This is a genomic window from Sphingomonas kyeonggiensis (assembly GCF_014204495.1).
Taxonomy (GTDB): domain Bacteria; phylum Pseudomonadota; class Alphaproteobacteria; order Sphingomonadales; family Sphingomonadaceae; genus Sphingomonas; species Sphingomonas kyeonggiensis_A.
In genome coordinates, this window is sequence record NZ_JACHLN010000001.1 from 141,391 (window position 1) to 154,801 (window position 13,411).

Annotated in this window: 19 protein-coding genes; 15 read left to right on the forward strand and 4 right to left on the reverse strand. The window is 68.0% G+C overall.

Annotated elements, in window-relative coordinates:
* Positions 1-31: 31 nt before the first annotated feature.
* Positions 32-727 (reverse strand): helix-turn-helix domain-containing protein, encoded by a 696-nt coding sequence (locus tag HNP52_RS00640; RefSeq protein WP_184161035.1) that lies wholly within the window; start codon positions 725-727, stop codon positions 32-34.
* Positions 728-805: 78 nt separating this feature from the next.
* On the opposite strand from HNP52_RS00640, the gene HNP52_RS00645 reads away from it, so the two are divergent.
* From HNP52_RS00645 to HNP52_RS00680, 8 genes are all read left to right on the forward strand, one after another.
* A complete protein-coding gene (locus tag HNP52_RS00645) occupies positions 806-1,498 on the forward strand; it encodes a DUF899 family protein (protein WP_184161038.1) in 693 nt (230 codons plus the stop codon).
* A 23-nt stretch (positions 1,499-1,521) separates the two neighbouring features.
* Positions 1,522-1,962, forward strand: a complete 441-nt coding sequence (locus HNP52_RS00650; protein WP_184161041.1) for a VOC family protein — start codon at positions 1,522-1,524, stop codon at positions 1,960-1,962.
* Positions 1,949-2,284 carry a DoxX family protein gene (locus HNP52_RS00655; protein ID WP_221416066.1) on the forward strand — a complete coding sequence of 112 codons (336 nt, stop codon included), beginning with the start codon at positions 1,949-1,951 and terminating at the stop codon, positions 2,282-2,284. Before HNP52_RS00650 ends, HNP52_RS00655 begins: the two co-directional genes overlap by 14 nt.
* Positions 2,285-2,374: 90 nt before the next feature.
* Positions 2,375-2,854: a VOC family protein gene (locus HNP52_RS00660; protein ID WP_184161045.1), complete on the forward strand. Its 480-nt coding sequence runs from the start codon at positions 2,375-2,377 to the stop codon at positions 2,852-2,854.
* A gap of 11 nt (positions 2,855-2,865) precedes the next feature.
* Positions 2,866-3,519 (forward strand): glutathione S-transferase family protein, encoded by a 654-nt coding sequence (locus HNP52_RS00665; RefSeq protein ID WP_184161048.1) that lies wholly within the window; start codon positions 2,866-2,868, stop codon positions 3,517-3,519.
* A 24-nt stretch (positions 3,520-3,543) separates the two neighbouring features.
* Positions 3,544-3,900: a DUF1428 domain-containing protein gene (locus tag HNP52_RS00670; RefSeq protein WP_184161051.1), complete on the forward strand. Its 357-nt coding sequence runs from the start codon at positions 3,544-3,546 to the stop codon at positions 3,898-3,900.
* Positions 3,897-4,682, forward strand: coding sequence for a VOC family protein (locus tag HNP52_RS00675; RefSeq protein WP_311768374.1), 786 nt, complete (start codon positions 3,897-3,899; stop codon positions 4,680-4,682). The genes HNP52_RS00670 and HNP52_RS00675 overlap by 4 nt, the downstream gene beginning before the upstream one ends.
* Positions 4,679-5,320, forward strand: a complete 642-nt coding sequence (locus tag HNP52_RS00680; RefSeq protein WP_184161054.1) for a glutathione S-transferase family protein — start codon at positions 4,679-4,681, stop codon at positions 5,318-5,320. Before HNP52_RS00675 ends, HNP52_RS00680 begins: the two co-directional genes overlap by 4 nt.
* 3 nt (positions 5,321-5,323) lie before the next feature.
* Here HNP52_RS00680 and HNP52_RS00685 read toward each other — a convergent pair whose 3' ends face one another.
* Positions 5,324-5,884 (reverse strand): J domain-containing protein, encoded by a 561-nt coding sequence (locus tag HNP52_RS00685; protein WP_409372609.1) that lies wholly within the window; start codon positions 5,882-5,884, stop codon positions 5,324-5,326.
* A gap of 90 nt (positions 5,885-5,974) precedes the next feature.
* Between HNP52_RS00685 and HNP52_RS00690 the strand changes: the two genes are divergently transcribed.
* From HNP52_RS00690 to HNP52_RS00700, 3 genes are all read left to right on the forward strand, one after another.
* Entirely contained in the window at positions 5,975-6,259 is a 285-nt protein-coding gene (locus HNP52_RS00690) for a BolA family transcriptional regulator (RefSeq protein ID WP_184161061.1), read from the forward strand.
* 85 nt (positions 6,260-6,344) lie between these two features.
* Positions 6,345-7,244: a pirin family protein gene (locus HNP52_RS00695; RefSeq protein ID WP_184161064.1), complete on the forward strand. Its 900-nt coding sequence runs from the start codon at positions 6,345-6,347 to the stop codon at positions 7,242-7,244.
* Between the two features lie 200 nt (positions 7,245-7,444).
* Positions 7,445-8,332 carry an alpha/beta fold hydrolase gene (locus tag HNP52_RS00700; RefSeq protein ID WP_184161068.1) on the forward strand — a complete coding sequence of 296 codons (888 nt, stop codon included), beginning with the start codon at positions 7,445-7,447 and terminating at the stop codon, positions 8,330-8,332.
* Positions 8,333-8,443: 111 nt separating this feature from the next.
* Here the strand turns inward: HNP52_RS00700 and HNP52_RS00705 are convergent, their stop codons facing one another.
* Positions 8,444-9,538 (reverse strand): DUF2332 domain-containing protein, encoded by a 1,095-nt coding sequence (locus tag HNP52_RS00705; protein ID WP_184161071.1) that lies wholly within the window; start codon positions 9,536-9,538, stop codon positions 8,444-8,446.
* A 64-nt stretch (positions 9,539-9,602) separates the two neighbouring features.
* Here HNP52_RS00705 and hisG point away from each other — a divergent pair, with 64 nt between their 5' ends.
* From hisG to HNP52_RS00720, 3 genes are all read left to right on the forward strand, one after another.
* Positions 9,603-10,256 (forward strand): ATP phosphoribosyltransferase, encoded by a 654-nt coding sequence (gene hisG, locus HNP52_RS00710; protein ID WP_184161073.1) that lies wholly within the window; start codon positions 9,603-9,605, stop codon positions 10,254-10,256.
* Between the two features lie 130 nt (positions 10,257-10,386).
* Positions 10,387-11,679: a histidinol dehydrogenase gene (gene hisD, locus HNP52_RS00715; RefSeq protein WP_184161075.1), complete on the forward strand. Its 1,293-nt coding sequence runs from the start codon at positions 10,387-10,389 to the stop codon at positions 11,677-11,679.
* Complete coding sequence (locus HNP52_RS00720; protein ID WP_184161078.1) at positions 11,679-12,068, forward strand: DUF2314 domain-containing protein; 390 nt, start codon at positions 11,679-11,681, stop codon at positions 12,066-12,068. The genes hisD and HNP52_RS00720 overlap by 1 nt, the downstream gene beginning before the upstream one ends.
* Positions 12,069-12,447: 379 nt before the next feature.
* Here HNP52_RS00720 and HNP52_RS00725 read toward each other — a convergent pair whose 3' ends face one another.
* Complete coding sequence (locus tag HNP52_RS00725; RefSeq protein ID WP_184161081.1) at positions 12,448-12,885, reverse strand: hypothetical protein; 438 nt, start codon at positions 12,883-12,885, stop codon at positions 12,448-12,450.
* Between the two features lie 29 nt (positions 12,886-12,914).
* On the opposite strand from HNP52_RS00725, the gene nusB reads away from it, so the two are divergent.
* Complete coding sequence (gene nusB, locus HNP52_RS00730) at positions 12,915-13,376, forward strand: transcription antitermination factor NusB (RefSeq protein WP_184161083.1); 462 nt, start codon at positions 12,915-12,917, stop codon at positions 13,374-13,376.
* Positions 13,377-13,411: the final 35 nt, after the last annotated feature.

Consider the following 13,411-nt stretch of genomic DNA (forward strand, 5'->3'; position numbering starts at 1 on the left):
GCTGCTCCCCGGCGTGCCTGACCGCCAGCCCCTAATCATTCTCGAACCGCGGCAAGCCGAACAGATCGACGAAGCGCTGGCCCGCGGCGAGGTCGCCGGTGACCGCCACCCGCCCCTCGCGGATCGACTCGGTGAGCGGCAGCGGGCCGTAGAAGGTCGCGGCGAGCAGGGTCGGCACGCCTTCGAAGATCACCTCCGCCCCGGCCGGATCGCGCCGCTCGATCGCCAGCCCGCCCTCGACGATCGCCGCGCGGAACGGCTCGCCGCCGACCCGGAAGCCGAGGTCGATCGACAGGCCCCGCGCCGGCTCGCGCGCGATCATCGTCTTGAGCGACAGCATGAAGGCGCCGTTGCTGAGCGGCAGCGTGACGTCATGCGCGGGCGAACCCGCCGCCCAGCGGCTCAATGCGAAGATCGGTTCCTCGAGCTGGGCGCCCCATTTGGTCAGTTCATAGACCTGGGCGTTGACCGGCGAAGGCAACTGCCTGCGACGGATGATCCCGCCCTTCTCCAGCCCCTCGAGCCGCTGGGTGAGGATATTGGCGCTCAGCCCCTCCAGCGCGCCGCGGATCTCGCCGAAACGACGCGGCCCGAGCAGCAATTCGCGAACGATCAGCAGCGACCAGCGTTCTCCGATCAGATCCATGGCGAGCGCCGTCCCGCACGCGTCCTGATACCAGCGGCGCGCCTTGGTGAAGTCGTTGCTAGTTACTTTTTGTGACTCCATGGTTGCTTTTAATAACCGAAGAGCGCATCAGGATCAAGAAAGCGATTCGCGAAGCCCCCAAAGCGGAGGTTTATTCCGATGACACTGGTTCCCGCCGCAGAACTGGCCGCCCGCGAGACCGCGCGCTGGCCGAATGAGAGCCCGGAATACCGGCAGGCACGCACCGCGCTGCTCGCCGAGGAGATCGAGCTGCGCCGCCATATCGAGGCCGTCGCCGAGCAGCGCCGCGCCCTGCCCGCCGGCCCCGAAGTGACCCGCGACTATGTCTTCGAGGGCGAGGATGGCCCGGTCCGCCTGGCCGAGCTGTTCGGCACGCACGACACCCTGGTGATCTACACCTGGATGTTCGGCCCGCAGCGCGAACGCCCCTGCCCGATGTGCACTTCCCTGCTCTCGGCCTGGGACGGCGAGACGCCCGACATCGAGCAGCGCGTCGCCTTCGCGGTGACCGCGCGCTCGCCGATCGACAAGCTCACCGCATTCAAGGCCGAACGCGGCTGGCAGCATCTGCCGCTCTATGCCGACACCGACCAGGCGTTCAGCCGCGACTATAACGCGATCGCCCCGGACGGCAGCGACATCCCGCAGCTGCTGGTCTTCACCCGCCGCGACGGCACCATCCGGTTCTTCTGGGCCGGCGAGATGGGCGCCGAAAGCATGGACCCCGGCCAGGACCCGCGCGGCGCGCCCGACCTGATGCCGCTCTGGACGATACTCGACTGCACGCCGGAGGGCCGCGCGCCCGACTGGTATCCCTCGCTCAACTACTAACAAGAACCACCAGGAGAGAAGCAATGCCCCAGATGATCTTCGTCAACCTGCCCGTCAGCGACGTGGCCAAGTCGACCGCCTTCTACGAAGCGATCGGCTGCACCAAGGATGCGCGCTTCAGCAACGAGCAGGCATCGGCCATGCAGCTGAGCGACACGATCATATTCATGATCCTGAACCGCGACTTCTTCCAGACCTTCACCCCCAAGCCGATCGCCGATGCGCATGCGGTGACCGAGGCGCTGATCTGCATCTCGCGCGACAGCCGCGAGGCGGTGGACGCGATCGTCGAGGCAGCGGGCAAGGCCGGCGGCAGGGCCGATATCCGCGAGAAGCAGGACATGGGCTTCATGTACGGCCGCAGCTTCGAGGATCCGGACGGCCATATCTTCGAGCCGATGTTCATGGACATGGAAGCGGCGATGGCCGCCTTCCCCGAAGGCCCCGCGCATGAGCCGGCCTGAACCCGTGCAGCGCGAGCGCATCCTGGGCTGGGGGCTGAGCGGGCTGGTCCTGCTTTTCCTGGCGATGGATGCCGGCGGCAAGCTGATCGCCCCGGCGCAGATGATCGCCTACAGCCCGCCGATCGGCATTCCCGCCGAGCCGGGGCTCTACCAGCAGCTGGGCGTGATCCTGGCGGTATGCGCCCTGCTCTATGCGGTGCCGCGCACCGCGGTGCTCGGCGCGATCCTGCTCACCGCTATCTGGGCGGCGCAGTCGCGCTGCACTGGCGGGTGGGCAGCCCGTTGTTCAGCCACACCCTGTTCGGCGTGTATCTGGGCGTGATCGCCTGGGGCGGGCTGTGGCTCCGCGATCCAAGGGTACGCGCGCTGATCCCGATCGCCTGAGAATATCAGAGTCCAGAGGAGAGGACCGATGGCAGACAAGATCACCACTGTCTTGTGGTTCGACCATGTGGCCGAGGAGGCCGCCAATTTCTACACCTCGCTGCTGCCCGACAGCCATGTCGGCAAGGTCTATCGCGCTCCCGGCGACAATCCGAGCACCGAGGAAGGCGCGGCGCTGGTCGTCGAATTCACCCTGGCCGGGCGCGCCTATGCCGGGCTCAACGGCGGGCCCAATTTCAAGCCGAACGAGAGCGTGTCCTTCCAGATTCTGACCGAGGACCAGGAAGAAACCGATCGGCTGTGGAATGCGATCGTCGGCAATGGCGGCCAGGAATCGATGTGCGGCTGGTGCAAGGACAAATGGGGCTTCAACTGGCAGATCACCCCGCGCCGGCTGATCGAGATAAACTTCGGCGATGACCCCGATGCCGCGCGTCGCGGCTTCGAGGCGATGATGACGATGAAGAAGATCGACATCGCGGCGGTCGAAGCCGCGGCGAAAGGCTGAGGAGAGATGCCATGGCTATCGAGATCACCGGCTTCAACTGGGTGCCCGACTTCGCCCGCGGCTATGTCCGCGACCTCAGGCCACGCTGGGCCTGCGAGGAGATCGGCCTCCCCTATTCCACGCGGCTGATCAGCCCGATCCCGCCCAAGCCGGCCACCTATTTCGAGGAGCAGCCCTGGGGCCAGGTGCCCGTGCTCCACGACGGCGGCATCCAGCTGTTCGAAAGCGGTGCGATCCTGCTCCACCTCGCCGAGAAGGACACAAGGCTGTTGTCGCGCGACCCGCAGCAGCGGGCGACGACGCTCGCCTGGCTGTTCGCTTCGCTCAACAGCGTCGAGCCCGGGCTGTTCGAGCTGGGCAACGTCACCCTGTTCTCGAAGGACGAGGAATGGGCGAAGCTGCGCCGGCCGAGCCTGATGGAGGATATCGGCAAAAGGTTTGACCGGCTCGCCGATGCGCTCGGCGATCGGGACTGGCTGACCGGCGAATTCAGCGTCGCCGACATCGCGATGGTGACGGTGCTGCGCAACGCCGACAACAGCCCGCTGATCACCGATCGGCCGACGCTTGCCGCCTATGTCGCGCGCGGCATGGCGCGGCCCGCCTTCCAGCGCGCGATGGACGCGCAGCTGGCCGATTTCCAGCCCGCGCCGGTCGCGGCCTGACATAACGACAAGAGGAGAGAGACGATGACCTATATCGACGGTTTCGTGGCACCCGCGCGCGATCGCGAGGCCTATCGCGAGATGGCGGCCAAGGCTGCGCCGGTGTTCCTCGAACATGGCGCGCTGCAGGTGGTGGAGAGCTGGGGCCATGACGTGCCGCGCGGCAAGACCACCGATTTCTACATGGCGGTGAAGGCCGAGGACGGCGAGACGCCGGTCTTCTCCTGGATCGTCTGGCCCGACAAGGCGACGCGCGATTCCGGCTGGGAGAAGGTGATGGCCGACGAACGGATGAAGCCGCCGGCCGAGATGCCCTTTGACGGCAAGCGCATGTTCTGGGGCGGGTTCGAGACGATCGTGGACACGGGAGAAGCCAAGTGAACGCGCACGGAAGCTTCATCTGGTACGAGCTGCTGACCGGCGACGCGGGCAGGGCCAAGGCCTTTTACGACTCGGTCTGCGGCTGGAACATCGATGCCGAGCCGGCGCCGGGCGGCATGGACTATCGCATGATCAATGCGGAGGGCGGCCAGGCGGGCGGCGTCATGCAGCTGAATGCCGACATGGTCGCCGGCGGCGCGAAGCCCACCTGGCTCGGCTATCTCGGCGTCGATGACGTCGATGCCTCGGTCGCCGCGGTGGTTGCCGAAGGCGGGCAGGTCCATCTTCCCGCCTTCGACATTCCCGGTGTCGGCCGGCTGGCGATGGTCACCGATCCGCAGGGCGTGCCCTTCTATGTGATGCGCGGCGCGGTGGACGCGACCAGCACCGCCTATCAGCGGATGGGCTTCGGCCATGTCAGCTGGAACGAGCTGCTGGCGCCGGACGATGCGGCGGCGCTCGCTTTCTACGCCAAGCTGTTCAACATCGAGAAGGTCGGCGGCATGCCGATGGGCGAGATGGGCGAATACAGCTTCATCGCCAATGGCGATAGCAAGGGCGAGGCCGTCGGCGCGGTGATGAAGGCGCCGCCGGGCGCGCCGACCGGCTGGGGCTTCTATTTCCGCGTGCCCGACATCACCGCGGCGCAGGCGAAGGTCGAGGCCGGCGGCGGCACCGTCGTGCAGGGGCCGATGGAGGTTCCCGGCGGCGAATGGGTGATCAACATCGTCGATCCCGAGGGGGTTACCTGCGGCCTGGTCTCGCCGGGCAAGAGCGGATGACGATCACCATCACCGCCTTCGATCGCTCCCCCGATGGCGGCAAGGGGCTGGCACGCGACACGCGGGTGCGCTGGGCGCTCGAGGAAGTCGGCCAGCCCTATGATGTGCGGCTGGTCGGCTTCCCGGAGCTGAAGCAGCCGGCGCATCTGGCCCTCCACCCGTTCGGCCAGATCCCGACCTATGAGGAAGGCGATCTCGCGCTGTTCGAGACCGGGGCGATCGTCTTCCACCTGGCGGAGCGATTTGCGGGACTGCTCCCGGCGGATGCCGATGCGCGGGCACGGGCGATCAGCTGGATGTTCGCGGCGGTGAATACGATGGAGCCGCCGATCCTCGACCTGACCACCGCGAGGATCTTCGAAGGCGACAAGCCCTGGGCCGCCGAACGGTTGCCGCTGGTGCAGGCGCGCATCCGCCCGCGCCTCGACCAGCTGGCCGCGCGGCTGGGCAAAGCCGAATGGCTCGACGGCGATTTCAGCGCGGGCGACCTGATGATGGTCTCGGTACTGCTCCGCCTGCGTCCCTCGGGCATGCTCGACGACTATCCGACGCTCGCGGCCTATGTCGCCCGCGGCGAGGCCCGCCCGGCCTACCAGCGCGCCTTTGCCGACCAGCTGGCGGTGAACACGCGGGCCTAGGCTCTAGGCAAACGCCGGCGCGGTCTTCAAATGCTGGTACGCCTCGATCACGCGCTGGAGCCGCCCCTCATGGCTGCGGTCGCCGCCGTTGCGATCGGGGTGGAACTTGCGGACCAGCTCCGAATAGCGCTTGCGCAGCATCGTGCGGTCGGCGTCGATCTCAAGGTCGAGGACCTTGAGCGATTCCCGGTCCTTGCCCGACAGCGGCTTGCCGTCCTTGCGCTCGGCACGGTCCTTCATACGGTCCTTGAACCGCGCGCTGATCGCGTCGAGCGGGTCGGCGAAATCGGCCCAGCGCGGCGGGCGGTCGGCGCCGCCGGTGCCGTTGAAGGCACGCGTCTCGCGCTCCCAGCCGGCATAGGGCCGCTGGGCGTCGTGGATCTCGTCCGGGCTCATGCCCTGGAAGAAATTGTAGCCCGAGTTGAACGCGCGAACATGGTCGAGGCACAGCCAGCGATATTCGCCGGGGCCGTCAAAGGTCGCCCGGCTCTCGCCGGCAGGCGCGCGGAACTCGCCAGCCTCGTTGCAGCCCGGTTCCGAACACAATCTCCCCTGCGCCTCCACACGACCGTGGAAACGGGCATTCGGCCGGTCTTTCTTCGGGTGGCTCTCAGCCACGCTACCTCCCTTGAACAAACCGCCTATATAGGCGCGATGACCGACACTGCCAGCGGCGGACTCGCCGACATCATCGCCGCCCGTCTCACCGCCGCGCTCGCCCCGACGCATCTCGAGGTGATCAACGACAGCCACCATCATTCGGGCCATCTCGGCGACGACGGCACCGGTGAATCGCACTGGACCGTGGTGGTGGAGAGCCCCGCCTTCCAGGGCCAGTCACGCGTCCAGCGCCAGCGCATGGTCAACACCGCGCTCGCCGACCTGCTCCAGGCGCGCATCCACGCGCTGGCGATGAAGGTGCGCGCGCCGGGCGAATGAGCGCGACCCGAAAGGGTGGGTTTCCAAACTGGGGCTGTCCGCCGAACATGGCGCAGGCTAGCTATCTGGTGACGAGAGGGCCCATATGACCGACGAGCTTTTCACCCAGATCATCACTCCCACCACCCACGACCTTGGCGGGTTCAAGGTGCACCGCACCCTCCCCTCCAAGCCGCGGACGATGGTGGGGCCGTTCATCTTCTTCGACCAGATGGGCCCGGCCGTGCTGAGCGTCGGCACCGGCATCGACGTGCGCCCGCACCCGCACATCAACCTGGCGACGGTGACCTATCTCTATGCCGGCGCGATCGATCATCGCGATTCGCTCGGCACCTTCGCGACGATCGAGCCGGGCGCGGTGAACCTGATGACCGCCGGCCACGGCATCGTCCATTCCGAGCGCTCGCCCAGCGCCGAGCGCGCGAAGGGGCCGGAGCTTTCGGGCATCCAGACCTGGCTGGCGCTGCCCGAGGACCGGGAGGAGATGGACCCGGCGTTCGAGCATGTCTCGGCCGCCGAGCTGCCGATCGTCGAGGACATGGGCGCGCGCTGCCGCGTCATCATGGGCGAGCTGTGGGGAGCCAAGGCGCCAACCACCACCTATGCCCAGACCATCTATGCCGATATCGAGCTGGAGGCCGGCGGCGCGGTGCCGATCGATCCTTCCGCGACCGAGCGCGCGGTGTACCTCGCCTATGGCGATGCCAGCATCGACGGGATCGAGATGGAAGTCTCGACCCTCTACATCCTGCGCCCGGGCATCACCGCGATCCTGCGCTCCGGCAGTGGTGGGCGCGTGGCGCTGTGCGGCGGCGAGGATTTCGCGACCCCGCGCCATGTGTGGTGGAACTTCGTCTCGTCGAACCGCGACCGGATCAACCAGGCCAAGGAAGACTGGAAGGCCGGCAACTTCCCCAAGGTGCCGGGCGACGACAAGGAATTCATCCCGATCCCCGAAGTGCCCAAGACGGTGAGCTATCCCTAGCACCCGCCTCAGCGTCTGCCGCCGCAAGGCGCGCTATCCCGCCCGGGAAGACGCGCTGGCGGCGATTGCTCGAAGCGGCTGGGAACTCCGCCCCTATCGCTGCGACCGGTGCTGGCAGTATCACCTGACCAGCCGGACCAAGGGGAAGCGCTTGCCGCGCGGCGCCTGATCGCTAGGCTCGCCTGAAAAGGAGAGGCGACATGGCGGATTTCGAGACCCGGCGCATCGCGCTGCCCACTGGCGTCGAGCTCAACGTCGCCCTCGCCGGCGATCCGGCCAACCCGCCGATCGTCCTGCTCCACGGCTTCCCCGAATCGCACCGCACCTGGCGCCACCAGATCGCCGCGCTCGCCCGCGACCATTATGTCATCGCGCCCGACCAGCGCGGCTTCGGCTATTCCGCGCGCCCCGAGGGCGTGGCGAGCTACACGCCCGACAAGCCGGTGGCCGACCTGCTCGCGCTCGCCGACCATCTCGGCATCGGGCCGTTCACGCTGGTCGGGCATGACTGGGGCGGCGCCATCGCCTGGATGGCCGCGCTGCAGAACCCGCAGCGCATCGCCCGGCTGATCATCGTCAACGCGCCGCACCCGCTCGTCTTCCAGCGCAGCATCTTCGACGATCCCGCCCAGCGCGCGGCGAGCCAGTACATCACTGCCTTTCGCAACCCCGACTTCGAGCAGTTCGTCGAGCGGATCGGGCTCGAGACCTTCTTCGACGAGAGCTTCGCCAAATATACCGACGCGGCGAAGCTGGAGCCGGAGAAGCCCGCCTATCTCGCCGAATGGAGCCAGCCCGGCGCGATGACCGCGATGCTCAACTGGTACCGCGCCAGCGCGATCCTGGTGCCCGCGCCGGGCGAGACGCCCGAGCGCCCGGCCTGGCTCGACGCGCCCTTCCCGCCCGTCACCCAGCCGACCCTGGTGATCTGGGCGATGCAGGACACCGCGCTCCTCCCCGTCCAGCTCGACGGACTCGAGGCGCTGGTGCCCGACCTCACCGTCGTCCGCATCGCCGGCGCCGGCCATTTCGTTCCCTGGGAAAAGCCCGAGCTGGTCAACGAGGCGATACTGGAGTGGCTGGCGTAGCTACACACCCCGCTGCTCCCCGGCGAAAGCCGGGGCCCAGGGTCACAAGCGAGTCGGCAGAGAAACCCTGGGCCCCGGCTTTCGCCGGGGAACAGAAAGTTCGACACCCGCTTAAAGCACCACCTGCGCCGCAGCATCCAGCGCGATGCCCTCGGTCGCGCGCGCGTCGCCGGGGCGGACCCAGGCGGCATGGGCGTGGGCGGTGGCGACCACTTCGCGCGCCTCGGGCCCGGGCCAGGTGCGGATGCTGACCACCTGCTCGCCCAGCGCCCGGTCGGGCTCCATCGCCACCCAGGCGAGCGGGCGCGACGCCGTGGCGTGCGCGCCCGCGGCTTCCATCGCCGCCCGGATCCGCGCGGTCCGGTCATCGGGGATGTACTGCCAGACCACCGAATGCATCAGCACCCGCGTGACGCCCTCGGCCTGCGGCTCGGCCAGGCGCGCCTCCATCCAGTCGGCGGCATCCGCGCGCTCCAGGTCGATGCCCCGCTCCCGGATCATCCCGATCGCGGCCCCAAGCCGTTCCAGCCGCTCGGGCTTCTCGGCCCAGACATAGGCGGAGAGCCGCGCCTCGACCGCGGGATCGGTCACGTCGAGCGGCGCGATGTCGCTGCCCCGCGTCGAGACGATCTCCAGCGGCGGCAGCACCGGCGTCGGCCCCAGCCATTCGGGCGCGATCGTGATCGGCGAGTCGGCCGGCCCCAGCATCGCCCCGCCCAGATCGAAGCGGAAGCGATCGATCAGCAGGTTGAGTCCGCCGCTCGATCCGATCTCCAGCACTTCCAGCTTAGGCCCCAGGCGCCGCGCCACCTCGACCAGCCCGACGATCAGCGCGCCCGAACGCCCCGCCTCGTTGGTCTGCGGCGGCCCGTCGAGCCAGGGCAGCAAGGCGGCATCGTTGCGCGCCAGCACCCGGTTCAGCGCATCCTGCAGCCCCGCGCCCGAAACCCGCCCGGCGAATATCTCCGCCAGCTCGGCATCCGCCCTCGCCAGCACCAGCGCGTGCAGCCCGCCGATCAGCCGCAGCGGCAGCGCGTCGCGCGTCGGCTCCCCCGTCCAGTCGAGCACCGCACGCCCGGTCTGGCTGCTCCGGTCGAGCCCGTCGGCCAGCGCCGTGCAGATGTCGGCGTAGAGGGGCGCCGCCATCTTGCGGCAATAATATTCCTGGATCCGGAACGCCCCGCGGTTCGTCGCTTCATCGGCCACAAGAAATACCTCCGTGGCCCGCCTGTTGCGCCCTGGGGGAGCGACAAGTAAAGCCCCGGCTTCGATGACCGAACCGCTGATCCTTGCCGTCCCCAAGGGGCGCATCCTCGACGAGGCGCTGCCGCTGCTCGCCCGCGTCGGTATCATCCCCGAGCCCGACTTCTCGAACGAAAGCTCGCGCGCGCTGCGCTTCAAGACCAACACGCCGGCGATCGACCTGATCCGCGTGCGCGCGTTCGACGTGGCGACCTTTGTCGCGCATGGCGCCGCGCAGCTCGGCATCGTCGGCTCGGACGTGCTCGCCGAGTTCGACTATTCGGAGCTCTACGCGCCGGTCGACCTGGGCATCGGCCATTGCCGCATCTCGGTCGCCGAGCCCGCCGACCTGGCGGTGAAGGACGATCCACGCGGCTGGAGCCATGTCCGCGTCGCGACCAAATACCCGCACATCACCCGTGCCCATTTCGAGGCGCGCGGCGTGCAGGCCGAATGCATCAAGCTCAACGGCGCGATGGAGCTGGCACCGGTGCTCGATCTCGCACCGCGCATCGTCGACCTGGTCTCCTCGGGCCGCACGCTCAAGGAGAATGGCCTGGTCGAGGTCGAAGTGATCGCCGAGGTGAGCAGCCGGCTGGTGGTCAACCGCGCCGCGTTCAAGACGCGGGCGACCGACGTCGTCCCGCTGGTCGACAAGTTCCGCAAGGCGGTGGCGGCATGATCCGCCTGCCCCTTCAAGCCCCTCCCCTTCAGGGGAGGGGTTGGGGTGGGGCAGTCACCGCGAGCACCGCTCTCTGCGAGACATCCCCCACCCCCATCCCCTCCCCTGAAGGGGAGGGGCGAGAAACGCTATGATCCGCCTCAACGCCACTGACGCCGGCTTCTCGGCCGCCTTCACCGATCTGGTCAACGCCCGCCGCGAAGCCGACGAGGACGTCGCGCGCGACGTGACCGCGATGATCGCCCGCGTCCGCAGCGAAGGCGATGCGGCGATCAAAGACCTCACCCAGCGCTTCGACAGGTTCGACCTCGATGCCCAGGGCTGGACGCTCGACCGCGCCGATTGCCTCGCCGCCTGGGAGGGCCTCACCCCCGAGCTGCGCGACGCGCTCGAGCTCGCCGCCGAGCGGATCGCCACCTATCACGCCAAGCAGAAGCCCGAGGATCGCGACGAGATCGATTCGACCGGCATCCGCCTCGGCGCACGCTGGAAGGCCGTCGATGCCGCCGGCGTCTATGTGCCTGGTGGCCGCGCCGCCTATCCCAGCTCGGTGCTGATGAACGCGCTGCCGGCCAAGGCGGCGGGTGTCGGCCGGCTGGTGATGGTCACGCCCACCCCGAACGGCGAAGTGAACCCGCTGGTGCTGGCCGCCGCGCATCTCGCCGGGGTCGACGAAATCTGGCGCATCGGCGGGGCGCAGGCGATCGCCGCGCTCGCCTATGGCACCGAGACGATCGAGCCGGTCGATGTGATCACCGGCCCCGGCAATGCCTGGGTGGCCGAGGCCAAGCGCCAGCTCTACGGCGTGGTCGGCATCGACATGGTCGCCGGGCCGAGCGAGATCGTGGTGGTCGCGGACAGCCGCAATGACCCGGACTGGATCGCCGCCGACCTGCTCAGCCAGGCCGAGCATGACCCGACCAGCCAGTCGATCCTGTTCACCGACAATGCCAATTTCGCCGACCAGGTCGCCGAAGCCGTCGAGCGCGCGCTGGCCAGGCTGGCGACCGAGCAGACCGCGCGGGCGAGCTGGGACGCCAATGGCGCGATCATCGTCGTGCCCGATCTCATCGCCGCGATGCCGCTGGTCGATCGGCTGGCGCCCGAGCATCTGGAGCTCGCCTGCGATGCGGCGGAGGGGCTGTTCGACATGGTGCGCCATGCCGGCTCGGTGTTCATCGGCCGCTACACGCCGGAAGCGGTGGGCGATTATGTCGCCGGTCCGAACCATGTGCTGCCCACCGGCCGCCGCGCGCGTTTCGCCTCGGGCCTGTCGGTGCTCGACTTCATGAAGCGCACCAGCTTCCTCTCGCTCGACCAGGCCGGCCTGGCCGCGATCGGCCCTGCGGCGGTGGCCCTGGCGAACGCGGAAGGCTTGCCGGCGCACGCCGAGTCGGTGGCGATCCGGCTGAGGAGCAACTGATGCGTACGCCCGATCTCGACGAGGATGGCTGGTGCCTGGCCAGCGCGGTGGACTATCACGCGCTCGACGCCGAGGTCTTCGACCTGCCCGACGAAGCCGCGCGCACCGGCCTCAAGCCCGGCGACTTCGCCAAGCTGATCTTCCTGATCGCGGTCGAGGAAGACGAGGAACCGATCACCGACCGGATGTGGGTGGTCGTCCGCGAAGCCGCAGACGGCGGCTATTTCGGGCTGCTCGATAACGAGCCCGATATCGACGAGAATGCCGAGTTCTGGCTGGGCACCGAGGTTCCGTTCGGCCCGGAGAATGTGATCGAGGTCCAGGCTGGCAATGAAGAGAGCGTCGCCTATGCCGCCCGCAAGCCGCTGAGGGTCTGGCCGCGAGGCTGAGGCTAAGCCCTCCCCTTCAACTACCCTGTCATCCCCGCGCAGGCGGGGATCCAGAGCCAAGAGCGAGAAGCACGCGGCCCGCCGTGGCTACGCCGCCGACGTTTCCCCAAATTGCATCCGCCAACCCTCCACTGCCCTGGATCCCCGCCTGCGCGGGGATGACGATGGGGGCGGGGCGAACGACGATAGGGGCGGGTTGGCCTCGGAAAGCGTCCCATTTGTTCCCCGGCGAAGGCCGGGGTCCAGCTTCGGCGCACTATCGATGGCGCCGGAACCTCACGAACTACATTGCAGCTGGGCCCCGGCCTTCGCCGGGGAACTCAAAGGACTGAATCGATCGGTACCGAGCGCAGTTCTCAGCTCGCTGCCACAAAGTCGATCAGCGCCGATTACGCGGCCAGTCCTTCCGACGATCGGATTTCAGGACACGATCGATCGGACGATCATAGCGATCCGCCCAGGGGCGATCCCAGACCACAAACTGGCCGGAGTTGCGGGACAGGATAAACCGCCGGCGCTCGCCGATATCGCCAAAGTTGAGGAAGCAGGCCCCGCTGTCGCCATGGATATAGACCGTATCGGAAACCTGCCCCTTCAGAATCCGGTGGACGCGAATCTTGGCCGGTGCCCCGCCATCGACTCCCGCTTCCACCACTTCCCCGTCCAAGATCACCTCCGCAGCGGCGACCATCTGCTTTGCGGTGGAGAAAAGCTCGGCAGACGTCGGCTCATGATCGACAATGACCGAGCAGGCATGCGCGGCGGGGGCCATCGAAATGGCGGCAAGGAAACCGATCAGTGCAAGACGCTTTGCCATATTAGTCGAACATACCTATGGGGCGCAGCATGCCAAGCCATCAAGCAAAGTCCCGTTCCAAGGCGCGCGCCGCCGCGCGTCTCGCTGCCGTGCAGGCGCTGTACCAGCACGAAATGGAAGCGGTCTCGATTCCCGCGCTGCTCCACGAGTTCCACAATCATCGCCTGGGCGCGACGATCGAGGACGTGGAATATGCCGAAGCGGACATCGCCTTTTTCGACGACATCGTCACCGGCGTGCATGAGCGCCGCGACGAGATCGACCGGATCATCGCCGGCAAGCTGACCGCCGACTGGACGCTCGACCGGCTCGACAAGCCGATGCGCCAGATCCTGCGCGCCGGCACCTATGAGCTGATGGCCCGCAAGGACGTGCCCGTCGGCGCCGCGATCAGCGAATATCTCGACGTGACCGACGCATTCTACGACCGTCGCGAAAAGGGCTTCGTCAACGGCATCCTCGATGCCGTCGCCAAGGAAGTGCGGGGTTGATCCCATTCCTCCCCCGGAGGGGGAGGGGGGCCGCC